The following is a 15,902-nucleotide window of genomic DNA, read 5'->3' as shown; positions in this document are numbered from 1 at the left end:
CAAAGCCGACAGCGTATCTGCGTGAATTGCGTTATTAGGCGCTAATAATGTAACCTTAGAGACATGTCACGAGTAGCTCCAAAATTGGATGTTCCGCGGAAGCACACGAGCGGAGTTGGAACGCCGCCCGACAAGCTGTACGGAAGAGCTTTGCGTAGTCGAGCGAGTGCAGATGATTCTGGGTTGCCTGAAATGGCGAGCAGATACAAAAGGTTGTTGAGACCAACAGCGGTAAAATTGCATGCGGTTTCAAGAGTACCTACAAGTGACATAGGACACTCAACTTGCTTGCTACTCTGCAGATCGCGATCGGCAATGTCACTACCCGGAGCACCGAAACCAAGCGCCGTATCTCTCGGCTTTATGGACAGCTTTGTTGCGGAGACACTGGTGGACAAAAAATTGCCTGTGATTTTGGACAATTACTGTACCTACAAAAATGCGATGCTTGGTCAGCACAGCATCCGAACCTCCACTTCACGCGATCTCTGCCAGTTGGCTGAATCAGGTGGAAATCTGGTTCGGTATTTTGCCGCGTAAAGCGTTGCGGGGTGCGAGTTTCCAAAACATCGTAAGCCACGCCAAGCGATTGAAGACTTCGTTGCCGTATACAATCCTGCGGTACACCCTTTCGTTGGCGGAAACGAGAGGTCCGCAGTGCGCAATTACGAAATACTATCGCTAACTTACGGAATTAAGCAATAGTTCGTGTCGTCGTTATCAAGTTTCTGATAGGAAATGTAGTCAAGAGCGCTCCAGAGTCGTGTGGCGCTATAGCAGGGTGTTGAAATTTGCCTATATGCCTTCGGCTTCAAAACCATTTTTTGGTTTTGTTGGGCTTCTGGAAGCCCGATCAGGCCTCAAAAACCGGTTTTAGCCGGTTATATTCGCCCCGAAGGGCGTTAAATTCCGCCTTTTGGCGGATTTCAGGCGCACCACCGCCTAGGCGGTACTGTATCGCCAGCCGAAAATGGTACCCATGCGCGTCAGGTTATAGGCGGCAAAGGTAAAAATCGTTTGCGCGGCGACCTTCTTTAACCCCCGGAACTTGGTTTGGCGTAGCGGGCCGACCGTCTTGGCCCAACCGAAGACTTCTTCGATCCGCTTGCGGACGTTGAGGCTTTTCCGGTAACCCTCATGCCGTGTGGTACGTCCGTCGATGGCCGAACCTTTTTCCTTGCTGGCGACATGCGGCGTGACTTTGCGCTGGCGTAACTTGGCGACAAAATCCTGCGTATCGTAATTTTTGTCGGCGGCCAAGGTCGCGCCCGGTTTGTGGATCGTGCGTTTGACCATGGCATGGGCCGCCTCGCGTTCTGCGGTGCCGGTGGCCTGGGTGACTTCGACGTCGACGACCAAGCCATTACGGTTCTCCATCAAGGCATGACCGAGGAAAGCCAGCTGCGATTTGTCGCCCTCGCTCTTTTTGTACAGCCGAGCATCGGGGTCGGTGCGTGATGCGTGGGTTTCGTTACTGCGTTTCTCGCCCTTGAAGTTGACCGTGGGATTGCGGCCGCCATCTTCCGGCGGCGGGGTCGAGCCGTCTTTCTTGACGAAACTCTTGTGCGAGGCCCAGGCTTGAATCAGTGTGCCATCTACGGAGAAGTGCTCGTCGGAGACAAGCTTTTTCCAATCCGCCAAGGCCAGTACCCGTTCGAAAAACAAGCGGCTGATCCGTTCGTTGAGCAAACGGTCGCGGTTGGCGCTGAAGGTCGAGTGATCCCATACCTCGTCGTCCATCGTCAAGCCGACGAACCAGCGGTACAAGAGGTTGAAGTCGATATGCTCCACCAGTTGCCGTTCCGAACGGATGGAAAATAGCACTTGCAACAAACTGGCGCGCAACAAGCGTTCCGGCGGAATGGAATCTCGACCGCGACGAGCGTAGAGCGCGTCGAACTCGTCGTTTAGCGTGGCGAGCAACAAGTCGACCACTTGACGCAGCTTGCGTAGCGGATGCTTTTTGGGAATCCGGCTTTCCAGGGTTCGGTAACTGAACAGGTCTTCTTGAGTAATGTCGGCGCCGCGCATGGGGTCAATGCAATAGATTGGAGATAGAACTATTTTATCATTTAGAACAATACTTTATGATTTACCAACACATCTGACTCAACCAGCCAATGCGGGTTACAGGGGAGATAAAATCAACAGCCTGATAGTTTGGGAGTGAAGAACACTCTTTATAATTCATTACAATCAAAATATTTGAACAATAGGGGTAATTATGGGTATATCTATTCCGAAGCCAAGCAAACTAAATGTTTTAGCGAGAATTTATAATGCGATACCTGTAACTTCTATTGTTGACGTGGGCGTCAGAGAATGTACCGGAGAATTAATTCAATGTTTTCCAAGTAAAAAACATTATTTATTTGAGCCAGTAAGTCTTTTCTTCAAGGATATTGAACGGAACTATAGTAATATTAATTACCAGTTATTTCCGATTGCCTTGTCCAATGAAAGCTCCCAAATTTATTTAATTCTAACTTCATTACATAAAGATGGGAAAGTTACTCACAGTAAGATTAGTACTCAATCGGTATCGATTGACGGCAAAGATGTCGTTGATTGTTTGCCGATCGACGTAAAAAGATTTGATGCATTAGCGTTAACATCAACTATAGATCCTAATTTTTTACTAAAAGTTGATGTTGATGGTCAGGATTTGAATGTTATTAAAGGCTTTGGGTCCAAACTAAGCCTCGCGTCAGTCGTAATTATTGAATGCACTTATTTGAGCGCAATAGAACGAATGGGGTATCTGCAAAGCAATGGATTTCAGCTAATTGATATAGTTGATATTGTTTATTATGGGCAATCATTGTATCAGTTTGATGCTGTTTTCGTACGTAAAGATATGATCACTGTTGATTTATGTCCATCCATTTCTGCTTTTAAACGTGAGCTCTGGCAGCCTTTACAATTTTGATCATAAGTTTATGAAAGTTTTCATTGTCTGAAGTTTCCAAAAAATAATCAAACTACTGCATTAACCGCCAGCGGTGTATTAATGCCTGAATCCGTGACTTTAAAACCCAAAACCACTAAAACTCATTGAAATAAAATACGAAAACTGGTTTTTAAGATTTCACCTAAGCCGGTTGGAAAATAACCTACATTCAATGATTTATAGATGAAATCACGGATTCAGGATATTGTCAGCCCTTTTATTCGGAAACTATTACAAAAGTGGCTGAATTTAAAATTACATTCCATGCAATCGAGTTTATACCCCCAGCAAATCCCTCAAAAGCACTACCTATCGAACTAAACATCGAACCAAAACTAAACGACTCGAAGTACGAACCAATATCTTCGAGCGCGAAAGTCCCCGTCGGATCGGTAAACATCACCGGGTTGCCGTTGGCGTAAGTATACACATTGGTGCCGCCTTCCAGGCCGATCAGATCCGGTTGCAGGTAGCGGCACGTCGCCTAGCCAGTTGCGGGCGCTACCGTTGCCGGCCTGTTCGTAAATCAAGCGGCCGTCAGTGTCGGAGACATAGCGGGTTTGCCCGGCCCTGTTGGTTTTCAACAGCCGGCACGCGTTCCACCTTACGGCCTTGATTTGGGGGCGATATTCGATTTTTGGGAGTGCTTTTGAAAAAGCTTTTTTGATAGCTCGCCATCGATTGGAGTATTGATCATCACCAGATGGCAATGTCCAAATGGCGTGCATGTGATCCGGCAAAACAACCCAGGCGTCGATATGAAACGGCTGTTGTTGCCGAGTTGCGCGGACCGCTTCCCGTAATTCGGCAATATGCTCGATCAACAATGCCGATTTTCGCTCAAGCAAATTAACCGTGAAAAAATAAGTCCCGCCCGGAATGCGATTGCGTCGATAGTTTGGCATGGAACAAGTTTATTTCATTCGGCGGATGACGCAAGCTTATCCGCCCTACGGCCCTATTCACGATATTTTAATTCTCCTAAAAGGATATATATGTGTTTAAAACGTGAAGAAAAATACTTAGAATGGTTCTTAAAAACCGCAATTCTATCCTATATATCCCTTATTTTAGCCAATATTTCCTTTGCCAAACCTATTGAAGGCCTATGCTTGAGCGCACTTGGCCAACGGCCTGTAGCGCAACGGAGCGACGATGAATACGACGAACTGTCGGTTACCAGCAGTCCGCTAATGGTCGAATACAAAGATAACGGCAAGACCTACTATCTCGTCGCCGGCAGACACCACGTCGCCCTTCAAGACGATCAACACAAGGTATTGCAAATTGCGTCGGCACATCAGGACGAAGGTCGGATCACCAAGTTAAAAGTCGGCAAGGGGTACTTTATCGTGGAAGGTGGCACGGACTATATCGGCTCGCTCACTCCTCCCTACATCCAAACCAAGGAATTCGTCAATCTGGAGTTTATTGCCGGCGGCAAACCCTACCGATTTTTGACGAAAGGCTTCCCTGAATATGGCATTTATGGCTTTTTGGGGTTATTTGATGGCGAAGGTAAACAGGTAACAAGCGTTCCCATCTTTTCGGCAGACCCTGTGAATGGCAGCGAATATTATACCGTCTGGAATCTGGCGCTAACCAAAGACGGTTGGTTGTGGGTGGATGGCAGCGATACCGATTATCTGGTGCCGGTCGATACTAGCACTGCACCACCAACCATCGGTGAACCGCTTGAATTATCCGCGCTGCTCGGCAACGAATGTTTGCCGGGAACCGGCTTTTTTTTACACTGCTTTGGTTCCAGCGGCTATTACAGCCGAACGCTGGAGAGGGTTTTCGTCTATAGCATCCGGCGCTCGTTTTTCGGCTTATTACCGGCGACGGCAGTAGAAATCGTCAACGGCCAAGCCAGACTCCTGCCTCCGGAATTAGCCGATGCCATTGCCAAACAAGCCGAGAAATCCGTTCTAAGTCCACCTTTTCCCTGGGGTCATCTTAAGGTGAATTTCAAGGAATTACCTTCGTTGGGCGGCGTAGTGTTTGAAGGAGCAGATGGAGAAGCGCTGTTTTATGACGGAAAAAAAGTAAATTCCTTATTCGATAAAATAAAAAACGAAAAAGTTTTGAATTGGTTTGTCATATCGGAGAGGACAATTTTAATTACTGCAGAAAAAAGGCGCTTACTAGGCGAGCTAACTCCTGATCTCAATGTTTCAATTACTCCTGAACCTGATGATTTTAAATATTTTCCTCGTCTGCTTGGAAGGATATTTAGAACGCCTGATTTAATGTTTTGGATGGGCAATTATGCGATTGGTATTGGGGATGGCAAAATCATTCGCCCTATTATTGTATCGTCAACACCTACCTCTTTAGGAAATGTTGGTTACGCAGCGAACGCTATGGAGAATTTTCTCGTTTTTGAAACAAAAAACACTACAACCGGAAAACGTAAGGATTATTTCATCGTTCGAGATACGCCAAGCTCTCATTGCGTAGCAAAACTCGATCCGGATAAGCCTATCGATCTTAGTATAAAGAACTAATAGACTTTTTTTATTAGTTATATAGCCACTGTTTTTATCATTAAGGAACCTCTGATTAATACCCCGCGAGCGATATAATTCATCAACAGCCCCGATTTCGAGATAGCGCGCATGGATCAATATCAACAGCTCAGTTTTGCCGACGCCGAATACGCCAACAAAGGCAAAGTCACGCGGCGTGAAAAGTTTCTCGATCAACTCGAAGACTTATTGCCGTGGTCCGTCATGCTGGCGGTGATTGAACCGCATTATGCATCCGGCCAAGGGCGTGGTCGCAAACCGTTTCCCTTGAGTGCGATGCTGCATGTTCACGTGGCGCAGATTGTCTACAACTACTCTGATCCGGGCATGGAAGACGCGCTGTATGAAATTGAATCGCTACGGCGTTTTTGCCGCATCCGCCTGGAAACGGTGCCCGATGAAAGCACGATATTGCAGTTCCGGCATTTGCTGGAAACCCACGGGCTAACCGAGCAGATTTTCAACGCCATCAACCAAACGCTGGCGGATCGCGGGCTGTTTCTAAAAGCCGGCACCATCGTCGATGCCAGCCTGATTGCTGCCCCGACCTCGACCAAAAATAAAAGCCAGTCACGCGACCCCGAGATGCATTCCAGCAAAAAGGGCAATCAATGGTTTTTCGGCAGTAAGTTTCATATCGGCGTTGACCACGAAACCGGCTTGGTGCATACGCTCAAGGTCACCTCAGGCAACGTCAGCGACGTAGCCGAAGCCGCCCACTTGCTGCACGGCGAGGAACAGTTCGTGCACGGCGATGCCGGTTATCAGGGCTTGGAAAAGCGCCCGGAGATGCCCGCCGAAAATCCACCGACCTGCGTGGTTGCGATGCGTCCTGGCAAACTAACCAAGCTGACGAAAGACGACAGCGAAGAGGCTCAATTACTGCGCGCGGCAGCCAGAGAACTGGCAAGCCGCCGCGCCAAGGTCGAACATGTGTTCCGGGATATTAAGATCCGCTTTGGCTACGCCAAGAACCGCTATCGGGGCTTAGCCAAAAACACTGCTCGCCTGACCTTTCTGACCGCGATTGCCAATGTGCTTCGGGGTGACGCTTATGAATGTCGCTGCCTGATTGCGTCTGAAGTTTGAAAAATGGCCCGGATAAGGGACTTGGGCAGCGAAAAATCGGCTGTTTTGATGAAAAATACAGTCGATTATTGAGTTTTAACCGGTTAGTTACACTGCTGATTTTCAAAACGGCAGTTTTTCAGAGGTTCCTTAAAGGAATATTGTCATGGCAAATTACGATCCTATAGAACTTATAAAACTGTACTTATTCGGTACCAAAACACCATCCGCCGAAGATTACAACCTACATATTCGTCCTTGGAACACAAATATTACAGGTACGCCGAGTCAGGTAAGCATTCAATACGACATGCAGGATTATATGTTTAGCGGCGCTGGTCGTTATGCCTATCCCTCTTTATTCAAAGCCCGCGTAGGTACGATTAGCTTTGCGTAATCGTACGAATGTTTGGATTTTCATTCCTCCGATTACGCTTCGCTAATCGGACCTACGGCCCTAAATCCCTCGAAAAACGCGGCAACCGCTTCAAGGGCATAAGTCCCCGTCGGATCAGTAAACATCACCGGGTTGCCGTTGGCGTAAGTATACACATTGGTGCCGCCTTCCCGGCCGATCAGGTCCGGCTGCAGGTAGCGGCCGGTGCGGGGCGAGAAGTAGCGGGTGTGGTTGTAGTGCAGACCGGTGCTGCTGTCGTAGTATTGGCCGGGGTAGCGCAGGTTGAACGTCACCTTCGCACCGTCGCCGTCCGGGTCTTCTTGAGCGACGGCGTCGCCGTAGGCCGCGAACGGCCAGCTCCACACCGGCTGGCTGAGATTGCCGGCGGCGCGGCGCAGATAGCGCGGGGTGTTGGCGAAGTCGGTTTCGATGTAGTAGATCGCGGCCAGGCTGCCGTCGGCTTTTTGGTCGCACGGCCAGCGGCACGTCGCCCAGCCACACGTAGTTGCGGGCGCTGCCGTTGCCGGCCTGTTCGTAGATCAAGCGGCCGGCGGTGTCGTAAACGTAGCGGGTTTGCCCGGCTCCGTTGGTTTTCAACACCTTGTGGTCAATTTTTGAGATTTTGTATTCTCGGACAGGCTTCTAGTAACCTTAATTAGAAAATCCAGGCGCTTAAGGCGTAGGGCATACCAAATCGCCGCGGCTTAGCACCGTGGCGTCGCAGACGATGCTGTTGGCGGACGATGCACGAATATCGCTACGGGCGCCGAAGGACAGCATCAGGTCGGTCGCATTGCCGCTCAGGGTGGCATTCAACAAGGTAGCCATACTGCCGTTATCGGCGAAAAAGCCGGCGCCGCCGTTGCCGCTGCCGGTCAACGCCACTTGGTTGACCATGGTGAAATTGGAAGCATGCAATGCGGCTACGCCATTGCCGCCGTTATCGTGCACGCGCAAGGTGGTGCTGCCCGGCGCGCCGGAAAACGCGGTGGTATTGAACAGCGTCATCACCGACGATTCGGCCAGCTGTACACCGTTAGCGCCGTTGTCGTAGCTTTCCAGTACGGACGCGGCATCCAAATCCAATCCCGCTTTGGAATTTACCGATACTCCGTTGCGGCCGTTGCCGCTGGCGACGATGCTGCCGCCAAAAGACACCAGATGGGAGCCGGACACCACAGTCAAACCGGTACTTTGATTGTTGGCGGCGGTGATTTTAGCGCTGGGGTCCGCTAAAAACCCGCTGGCCGCAGTACCCAGTTGTACGCCCAACAAGTTGTTTTGCGCGACGATTTGGCCACGGCTGACGGTCAGGCCGGAACCGCCGTTCACGTTGATGCCGAACACTTGATTGTGTTCGCTGGTGAATAAACCGGTTATCGTGGCGGAGGAGGTGTTTTCGACGTCCAGGCCGCTGACGACATTATGATCGGCCGTGACGTTGCTCAGCGTGACTTGGCCATGCGCATCCACCAAAACGCCGATCAAGCCGTTGCGCACGGCCAAATCCGCCATTTTGACGTTTTGCGCGCCGCGCACCGTGACGGCGTTTTGTTGCTTGCCGTCGATAACCGCCGTTCCTTGGCCTTGCAGCACGATGCCGTCGGTATCGATGACGATGGGGCCGCTACAGGTACCGGTAAACAGGATGGTTTTCCCTTCATGGCTGTGGGCAAGCGCTTTAGCGAGCGATGCGCCGCGGTCGCAGTCCACCACTCTTTGCGCAAAGACGCTAGGCGATAAACTCAGTGCAAGCAGATAAGCCGGAAGTAGGGCGTATTTCATTGACATGGTGGAACTCCTAAGTTGTAAAGCAGCAAGAACGATGCGGAAATTAGAGACGAAACTCCCCTGCCCTTGCGCTTCATCGGCACATAACGCCATGTTCCGGTTGTTTGCGTTTCGAGGGCGGCGTCTGATTGGTATCTATCCGAACAGACAGTCGGTATGTACGCGGTTCTTATTAGCCTGTTTTGCGTTTGGGCGGACACGAGTTCGTCAAACAAAAGTGTAGGCCAGTCTAAAAATAGCGGAGCGATTGCAGTAATCTGCCATAATTTTCTGCGTTAGATCTAGCGGCGGCCGATCCGGCCGGAAACGGTGGTGAATATGAGCATACTGACCTGGAACGACCAACTGTCAGTCGGTATCGACAACGTCGACGGCGAACATCAGGCATTAGTGGATTCCATCAATCGCCTGGAAGAAGCGGTCGCGCTGGGCGCCGACCAACGCACCATCATTGATACCATAGCGGAATTGGCGGCCTACACCCAAGACCATTTCCAGCACGAAGAAGATTTGATGGCGCAAGCCGGTTACAACCCGGAGTATTTCGCCAAGCACTGCCAACAGCATCGGGAATTCATCGAAAAAATCCGACAGGTCGAACGGCAGGCCATTACCGACGCCGGCAGCATCTCTAAAGATTTATTGGATTTTTTGGTCGATTGGGTGTGTCACCACACCTTGAAATCCGACAAACTGATGGCGATCAGTCTGAACAAGGGCATAGACCCGGCGCAAATTCAACTGGACCGCTACCAGCAAATGGACATCTTGCACAGCAATCTGTATTCGGCGCTACGGGAAAGCGAAGACCGCTTCAAGGAACTGGCGGATAACCTGCAGGCCCTGATTTGGATCACCAATGCCCGGCATTTGCCGATTTTTTGCAATACCTTTTGGTATAAAACCTTCGGCATCCAGCGTGGCTTTGTCGAAAAAGATCAGTGGTTGAATACCATCCACCCGGAAGACAGAGAACCGGTGGTAGACGCGTATCGCAAAGCCGCCGAGGAATTGGTACGTTTCAAAATTCAATACCGCTTGAACAATCCGGACGGCAACACGGTATGGATACTGGAAACCGCGGTGCCCAGGGTGCGCAAAGACGGTAAATTCGCCGGCTTGATGGGTTGCGGCATGGACATTACCAGCCAAAAACAAGCCGAAGCGGCCTTGGCCGCGGTCAATCAGCAGCTGGAAAACCGGGTCAGCGAGCGTACCCAGGCTCTGACCGCGGCCAATCTGGCCTTGCAAAGGGAAAAAAACCAGCAAGTCGAATTGAACCGACAATTGCAGGAGGCGCAAAGCCACTTAATCCAGTCCGAAAAAATGGCCTCCCTCGGCCAGCTGGCGGCCGGAGTGGCCCACGAAATCAACAACCCTTTAGGCTATATCTATTCCAATTTGCATACCTTGCAGCAATACGTCGCGGATTTGCTGCAACTGGCCGATTTGGCCGAACGCTTGGCCGCGTCGCTACCTGCCGACCATCCGTTGACCATGGCATTTGCCGGCCTTAAGCAAAGCGCCGATTTGGATTTCATGAAGCAAGACGCGGCGGAATTGGTGAGCGAATCCTTGGAAGGCGCCACCCGAGCTAAAAAAATCGTTCAGGATTTACGCGATTTTTCCCGGGTGGACCATCAAATTCTGGAAATGTTCGACCTGGAGGCCGGCATGGACGCCACATTGAATATCGCCAGTAACGAAATTAAATATAAGGCCGAAGTCGTCAAGGAATATAGCGGGGTTAAGCCGTTCGAATGCGTGGGCGCGCAACTCAATCAAGTGTTCATGAACTTGCTGGTCAACGCCGCCCAAGCCATAGACAATTTCGGCAAAATCACCATACGCACCGGCTACCGCGACGCCGACTGGGTGTGCGTGGAAATCGAAGATACCGGTAGCGGGATGGACGAAGCCACCAAGGCCAAGATCTTCGATCCGTTTTTTACCACCAAGCCGATAGGCAAGGGGACAGGCTTGGGTTTATCGCTATCCTACAAAATCATTCAGGACCATCAAGGCCGCTTGGAAGTCCATTCCCAACCGGGAGTCGGCACGCTGTTTCGGATATTGCTGCCGGTGCATCCGCTGCATAAACCCTAATCAAGCCCGGTCCCGTCTATTTTCGACTACCCGACAACCCGCTGGTGCCCGTAGGCGACCAAACCGCTTCGCCGTCACTTAGTAAGGCCTCACCGATATTCCACCGCTTCTACTAGAATCTTCTTTCGACCTATCGATCTTCTGTTTACGATGAGCCGCTCGAACTTGTGTGCACTTGTCGTAGTGATGCCCCAATGTTAGGATTTCCTTAAATTTATTAAGAAATAGTTATGACTAATGCTCACGTGAAGAGTGCGCTTTCCGCTCGGATCACCGATTATAAAATTCCGCCGGTCAAAGATGCCTTGGTTTTGGGACGAGAATCCCCGATTGGTTGCCTGGCGATGCGCCGGGCCTTGTCTCTATTGATCAAAGCCCCATATGCGCACGTCGAATTGGACGACGATACCGTTTCGGACATTCTGGTGCGGGAATCTTTGTTGAAGCGTTTGCCGCAAGAGCAATTGGTAAATTTCGTGCTATCGCAAATCAAACCCATCATGGCGGCGGACGAGGTATTGCACCTCGAGTTGGATGTAGAGGTCATCGTTTCCGGCGGCGGAACATGAAACCCACGGTAGCGAGCCAGTGCTTGTGGCCACTGGTCGAACGGGTATTGGAAGAAGAGCGACCGGGCGCGCTAGCGGAAGGCGCCGTTTACGCCGTCTTCAGCGAAGACATTCATCGCGGGACTTTTTGCGGAGTGGCGACGCACAGCGATATCGCCGCACATCCCGAGTGGATATTCGCCGATTTAGTCGAACACCGGCCTAATTTACACGTCACTAGCGAAGCGCCTTTGCATCACGTGCTGAAACAGATGCACTTAAGCAAACGCGACGCACTGCCGATTTTAGATCAAGCAGGGCAATTTATCGGGGTTGTCACGCAAACCAGCATATTGCAACAGCTGTTACGGCGGGAAATGCAGTTACTGGCGGAAACCCGCCGTCTATATCAGGTCGCCAAACTCGAGCGCAATGAATTACAGCAGTGGTCCGGACGCTTGGAAAAGCTGCACGAAGCCTCGCGTACCTTGCTGAACGTGTTGGCGCGCACGTCGCTGGAAGAAGACTTGTTGCAAGTCGGTATCGAGGCGTTGACCAAATTGTTGGAGGCTAAATACGGCGCCATCGGGATTTTGGACCACGGCGGTCAATTGTTGCATTTCATCTATACCGGGGTGAATAGGGAACAGGCGAGCTTGATCGATCGATTCCCCGAAGGGAAAGGTTTGCTGGGCGAAGTGACGAGGGATAACGTGGCTTTGCGGCTCGACGATTTGAAAAAGCATCCGAATAGCATCGGCTTCCCGGCTAACCATCCGCCCATGACTTCGCTGCTGGCGGTACCTATATCGCGCGGTAGCGTGGTATACGGACGGATATACATCAGCGATAAGTTAAACGGGATGCCTTTTTCCGACGAAGACGAGTTACTCGCTTGGAGTTTTGCCCGGTCGCTGTCCTTGGTCTTAGAAAATGCGCGGGAAATCGAGGAAATTCGCACCGCCCGCTTGCATCTGGATTATCTGGCGCATTTCGATACCTTGACCGGCTTGCCTAACCGCGAATTGGCGCTGGATCGTCTCAGGCAAGCCCAAGCGCACGCCCAGAGGTACTCCGGAAAGCTGGCTGTGCTGTTCATCGATCTGGATAATTTTAAACACATCAACGATGCATTCGGGCATAACATTGGCGACGAATTGCTGCAGATCGTGGCAGCGCGTTTTCAGTCCTGCGTCAGGGAAGACGATACGGTCGCCCGACTATCCGGCGACGAATTCATGGTAATGTTGCCGGACATCGCCGACTTGCAAGACGTGGCCACCGTGGCGCAGAAAATCTTGGACGTGTTGGCCCCGGCTTGCACGTTGCTCGACCACGAATTTTATACCACCGCATCTATTGGCATCAGTATCTTTCCGACCGATGCGGTCAATATCGACGATTTGTTGCGAACGGCGGATACGGCTATGTATCAGGCCAAGGCAGCAGGCCGAAATTCCTACCAGTTTTTCGATTCCAGCATGAATGAGGCGGCGCAACGCTATAGCGAATTGCGGCAAGCATTGCGACGCGCGTTGGAGCGCAACGAGTTTCGCCTGGTGTTCCAACCGCAAATCCATACCGGCAGCGGCACGGTTGTCGGCGTAGAGACCCTGATTCGCTGGGAAAGCGCCGAATTGGGCGAAGTGCCGCCGATGGAATTCATTCCGGTCGCCGAAGAAACCGGAATGATAGTCGAAATCGGCGAATGGGTGCTCCGTAAAGCTTGCGAGCAGGGTAAACTGTGGCTGCAGCAGGGTTTCGGGCATTTGCGGGTGGCGGTCAATCTATCGCCGCGGCAATTCTACGACAGACAATTTACCAGTATTTTGACACGGGTGTTGCAAGACACCGGTCTACCGGTCGAAATGCTGGAGCTGGAACTCACCGAAAGCCTGATGATGCAAGATGTAAACGCGGTGAACAAGCAATTGCACGAAATCAAAGCCATGGGCGTCAGCATATCCATAGACGATTTCGGCACCGGTTATTCTTCCCTGAGTTATTTACGCCGTTTTCCGATTAGCCGGCTGAAGATAGACCGCAGCTTCGTTAACGAAGTTACCAGCAATCCCGACGATGCGATCATCGCTCATTCGATCATCAGCCTCGCGCATAGCTTGAATCTTTGCGTGATTGCTGAAGGAGTGGAGACCGAAGCGCAATTGGCGTTTTTGCACCGCCACCATTGCAACGAAATTCAAGGCTACCTATTTTGCAAACCGCTGAGTGCTAAGACTATGACCGAATGGCTATGCGAAGACCGGCGCTTGGATTTACCGGTCGAGGCGGTATAAAAAAACTTGGCTTGGCTGCTTAACGCTACGATTTGCGCCGGGAATGCCCGAAGCGCTCGCAGCCGTCACGGTTCGCGCAGTTTGCTGTGTTTAATGCCGTAGCCGAAATAGATCGCGAATCCGACCAGCAGCCAAACCAACAAACGTATCCAGGTATCCAACGGCAACCCCGCCATCAAACTCAAACAAACCAAGATTCCGCAGGCGGGTACATAGGGCGAACCGGGACAACGAAAATGCCGGTGCAATTCCGGTTGGCTAACTCTCAACACCATCACCCCGCTGCAGACCAGAACAAAGGCGAACAATGTGCCGATGCTGACCAGTTCGCCTAATTTTTCGATAGGCATGAAACCCGCCAACAAGGCCACCGCCACGCCGACCAGCAAGGTAGACAAATGCGGGGTTTGAAAGCGGGGATGCACTTTGGAAAACAACGGCGGCAGCAGCCTGTCGTTTGCCATGGCGAAAAATATCCGGCTTTGCCCCATCAACAGTACCAACATTACCGAGGTCAACCCGGCTATCGCGCCGATTTTGATGATGGGCGATAGCCAACTCATGCCGATACGATCGGCCGCCAATGCAATAGGCGCAGCCACGTTCAATTCGGTGTATGGCACCAAGCCAGTCAATACCGCGGCCACCACGATATACAGCACGGTACACAAGGCTAGGGAAACGATAATGCCGAACGGCACGTCCCGTTGTGGGTCGACGGCTTCCTGAGCGGCGGTCGACACCGCATCGAAGCCGATATAGGCAAAGAATATGACGCCGGCGCCGGTGAGCACCCCGCCGAAACCGAACGGGGTGAAATCGGCCCAGTTTGCGGTTTGAATGTGCCCGCTGCCGGCGACGATAAAGCCCAGGATCACCGCTAGCTTGATCAGCACCATAAAAAAATTGAACACGGCGGATTGGCGTATCCCCACGATCAGCAAACCGGTCAACAGCAGCACGATCACCACCGCCGGCAAATTGACGAAACCGGCCGCCGGGTCGGCCAAATAGGCAGTGCTTAAATAGGGAGGCAATTGCCAGCCCAAGGCTTGCAAAAAACTATTTAAATAACCGGCCCAACCAATTGCCACCGTGCTGCTGGCCAAAGCATATTCCAATACCAAATCCCAGCCTATGATCCAAGCCATCAGCTCGCCCAGTGTCGCGTAGGCATAGCTGTAAGCGCTGCCGGATACCGGCATCATCGATGCGAGTTCGCTGTAGCACAAAGCGGCCAACGCGCAAGCCACCCCGGCCAGCACAAACGATAGCGTGATGGCCGGGCCGGCGTATTTGGCAGCGGCAATACCGGTCAACACGAAGATGCCGGCGCCTATGATAGCCCCGACGCCGAGCAGGGTCAGGTCCTTGGCGCTCAGGGTTTGTTTCAGGCTATTTTCGATCGCGGTCAGGGCGTCAACCGGTTTGCATTGCAACAGTTGTTTAGGAATGCGCATGTCACCGTCCTTAGCGCGCCAAACTGGGCGGCAGATTTTGGGCGTTTTCCAGCCGCACGCCTTGTGTAATCGCCCCGGTTAGCACCGCGTCCTGCAAATTGGCGGACGACAAATTGGCGTTACTCAAATCCGCGCCGCTCAAATCCGCGCCGGCCATTTCCGCCGAAAACAAATCGGTATTACGCAGTTTCGCGCCCTTCAATTTGGCGTTGCGCAGCAGCGCCCGGCCGAACTGACTGTCGCTCAAATCCGCGCCGCTTAGATCCGCGCCTTTTAGATTGGCGCGCATCAAGCCCATGGACTGGTTTTTCATGTCCGCCGCCCAGTCTGCACGGGTAATCTTGGCGCGGCTGAAATTGGCGCCTTCCATCACCGCGATGACCCGGCTGCCGCTGAAATTGGCGCCGGATGCGTCGGCCCGCGCCAAACTGACCCCGAATATGCTGGTGTTCGACAAATCGGCGTCGACGAGTTTAATCGCCGTCATCACGGTTAAATCCAACACCAAACCGGACAAATTGCTGCGGCTCAAATCCGAGCGGCGCAAATCCGCACCCCACAGGTCGGCGTTGCGAAAATCCAGGCCGGATAAATCCAGATCGGTCAAATCCTTGCGGCGCAGTTGGGCCGGGTGCTGTATATCGGCCTTAGCCAACAGTTGCTCGACTTGCGCCCTGCTCATTTCGCCGGCGGTCGATGTAAAACCGGCCAGCGCCAGCAAGACCGCGGCCAGATGGTTTATCGAACGAGTCAC

Annotated in this window: 14 protein-coding genes; 8 read left to right on the top strand and 6 right to left on the bottom strand. The window is 51.8% G+C overall.

What is annotated here, in order from left to right:
• The first annotated feature begins 315 nt into the window (after positions 1-315).
• Entirely contained in the window at positions 316-540 is a 225-nt protein-coding gene (locus AB0A83_RS00700; protein ID WP_367155128.1) for a hypothetical protein, read from the top strand.
• A gap of 402 nt (positions 541-942) precedes the next feature.
• Here AB0A83_RS00700 and AB0A83_RS00695 read toward each other — a convergent pair whose 3' ends face one another.
• A complete protein-coding gene (locus tag AB0A83_RS00695; RefSeq protein WP_367155127.1) occupies positions 943-2,031 on the bottom strand; it encodes an IS5 family transposase in 1,089 nt (362 codons plus the stop codon).
• 193 nt (positions 2,032-2,224) lie between these two features.
• Between AB0A83_RS00695 and AB0A83_RS00690 the strand changes: the two genes are divergently transcribed.
• Entirely contained in the window at positions 2,225-2,929 is a 705-nt protein-coding gene (locus tag AB0A83_RS00690) for an FkbM family methyltransferase (protein WP_150046081.1), read from the top strand.
• A 238-nt stretch (positions 2,930-3,167) separates the two neighbouring features.
• Here AB0A83_RS00690 and AB0A83_RS00685 read toward each other — a convergent pair whose 3' ends face one another.
• Entirely contained in the window at positions 3,168-3,419 is a 252-nt protein-coding gene (locus AB0A83_RS00685; protein WP_150051707.1) for an RHS repeat-associated core domain-containing protein, read from the bottom strand.
• A gap of 343 nt (positions 3,420-3,762) precedes the next feature.
• Between AB0A83_RS00685 and AB0A83_RS00680 the strand changes: the two genes are divergently transcribed.
• From AB0A83_RS00680 to AB0A83_RS00670, 3 genes are all read left to right on the top strand, one after another.
• Positions 3,763-5,460: a hypothetical protein gene (locus AB0A83_RS00680; RefSeq protein ID WP_367155126.1), complete on the top strand. Its 1,698-nt coding sequence runs from the start codon at positions 3,763-3,765 to the stop codon at positions 5,458-5,460.
• A gap of 111 nt (positions 5,461-5,571) precedes the next feature.
• The gene (locus tag AB0A83_RS00675; protein WP_367154089.1) at positions 5,572-6,570 is read left to right on the top strand and encodes an IS5 family transposase; all 999 of its coding nucleotides are present in this window, start codon (positions 5,572-5,574) and stop codon (positions 6,568-6,570) included.
• A gap of 145 nt (positions 6,571-6,715) precedes the next feature.
• Positions 6,716-6,946: a hypothetical protein gene (locus AB0A83_RS00670; RefSeq protein ID WP_150046078.1), complete on the top strand. Its 231-nt coding sequence runs from the start codon at positions 6,716-6,718 to the stop codon at positions 6,944-6,946.
• A gap of 32 nt (positions 6,947-6,978) precedes the next feature.
• On the opposite strand, the gene AB0A83_RS00665 is transcribed toward AB0A83_RS00670, so the two are convergent.
• Together AB0A83_RS00665 and AB0A83_RS00660 are read right to left on the bottom strand one after the other, a co-directional pair.
• Positions 6,979-7,311 (bottom strand): RHS repeat-associated core domain-containing protein, encoded by a 333-nt coding sequence (locus AB0A83_RS00665; protein ID WP_367155125.1) that lies wholly within the window; start codon positions 7,309-7,311, stop codon positions 6,979-6,981.
• A 307-nt stretch (positions 7,312-7,618) separates the two neighbouring features.
• The gene (locus tag AB0A83_RS00660) at positions 7,619-8,737 is read right to left on the bottom strand and encodes a hypothetical protein (RefSeq protein WP_367155124.1); all 1,119 of its coding nucleotides are present in this window, start codon (positions 8,735-8,737) and stop codon (positions 7,619-7,621) included.
• Between the two features lie 318 nt (positions 8,738-9,055).
• On the opposite strand from AB0A83_RS00660, the gene AB0A83_RS00655 reads away from it, so the two are divergent.
• From AB0A83_RS00655 to AB0A83_RS00645, 3 genes are all read left to right on the top strand, one after another.
• Complete coding sequence (locus AB0A83_RS00655) at positions 9,056-10,843, top strand: bacteriohemerythrin (RefSeq protein ID WP_150046076.1); 1,788 nt, start codon at positions 9,056-9,058, stop codon at positions 10,841-10,843.
• A 230-nt stretch (positions 10,844-11,073) separates the two neighbouring features.
• Positions 11,074-11,412 (top strand): hypothetical protein, encoded by a 339-nt coding sequence (locus tag AB0A83_RS00650; protein WP_150046075.1) that lies wholly within the window; start codon positions 11,074-11,076, stop codon positions 11,410-11,412.
• Positions 11,409-13,688 carry an EAL domain-containing protein gene (locus AB0A83_RS00645; RefSeq protein WP_367155123.1) on the top strand — a complete coding sequence of 760 codons (2,280 nt, stop codon included), beginning with the start codon at positions 11,409-11,411 and terminating at the stop codon, positions 13,686-13,688. The genes AB0A83_RS00650 and AB0A83_RS00645 overlap by 4 nt, the downstream gene beginning before the upstream one ends.
• A gap of 65 nt (positions 13,689-13,753) precedes the next feature.
• Here AB0A83_RS00645 and AB0A83_RS00640 read toward each other — a convergent pair whose 3' ends face one another.
• Together AB0A83_RS00640 and AB0A83_RS00635 are read right to left on the bottom strand one after the other, a co-directional pair.
• The gene (locus AB0A83_RS00640; RefSeq protein WP_367155122.1) at positions 13,754-15,148 is read right to left on the bottom strand and encodes an amino acid permease; all 1,395 of its coding nucleotides are present in this window, start codon (positions 15,146-15,148) and stop codon (positions 13,754-13,756) included.
• Positions 15,149-15,158: 10 nt separating this feature from the next.
• Positions 15,159-15,902: a pentapeptide repeat-containing protein gene (locus AB0A83_RS00635; RefSeq protein WP_232056729.1), complete on the bottom strand. Its 744-nt coding sequence runs from the start codon at positions 15,900-15,902 to the stop codon at positions 15,159-15,161.

The sequence above is a fragment of the Methylomonas sp. HYX-M1 genome (assembly GCF_040741385.1).
GTDB classification, from domain to species: Bacteria; Pseudomonadota; Gammaproteobacteria; order Methylococcales; family Methylomonadaceae; genus Methylomonas; species Methylomonas rhizoryzae.
This window is presented reverse-complemented; position numbering and strand designations above follow the sequence as displayed.

Bases quoted from the DNA above. Each gene is read 5' to 3' on its own strand.
- AB0A83_RS00700 (WP_367155128.1), top strand. From the start codon at position 316: ATGTCACTACCCGGAGCACCGAAACCAAGCGCCGTATCTCTCGGCTTT.
- AB0A83_RS00695 (WP_367155127.1), bottom strand. From the start codon at position 2,031: ATGCGCGGCGCCGACATTACTCAAGAAGACCTGTTCAGTTACCGAACC.
- AB0A83_RS00690 (WP_150046081.1), top strand. From the start codon at position 2,225: ATGGGTATATCTATTCCGAAGCCAAGCAAACTAAATGTTTTAGCGAGA.
- AB0A83_RS00680 (WP_367155126.1), top strand. From the start codon at position 3,763: ATGCTCGATCAACAATGCCGATTTTCGCTCAAGCAAATTAACCGTGAA.
- AB0A83_RS00675 (WP_367154089.1), top strand. From the start codon at position 5,572: ATGGATCAATATCAACAGCTCAGTTTTGCCGACGCCGAATACGCCAAC.
- AB0A83_RS00670 (WP_150046078.1), top strand. From the start codon at position 6,716: ATGGCAAATTACGATCCTATAGAACTTATAAAACTGTACTTATTCGGT.
- AB0A83_RS00660 (WP_367155124.1), bottom strand. From the start codon at position 8,737: ATGTCAATGAAATACGCCCTACTTCCGGCTTATCTGCTTGCACTGAGT.
- AB0A83_RS00655 (WP_150046076.1), top strand. From the start codon at position 9,056: ATGAGCATACTGACCTGGAACGACCAACTGTCAGTCGGTATCGACAAC.
- AB0A83_RS00650 (WP_150046075.1), top strand. From the start codon at position 11,074: ATGACTAATGCTCACGTGAAGAGTGCGCTTTCCGCTCGGATCACCGAT.
- AB0A83_RS00645 (WP_367155123.1), top strand. From the start codon at position 11,409: ATGAAACCCACGGTAGCGAGCCAGTGCTTGTGGCCACTGGTCGAACGG.
- AB0A83_RS00640 (WP_367155122.1), bottom strand. From the start codon at position 15,148: ATGCGCATTCCTAAACAACTGTTGCAATGCAAACCGGTTGACGCCCTG.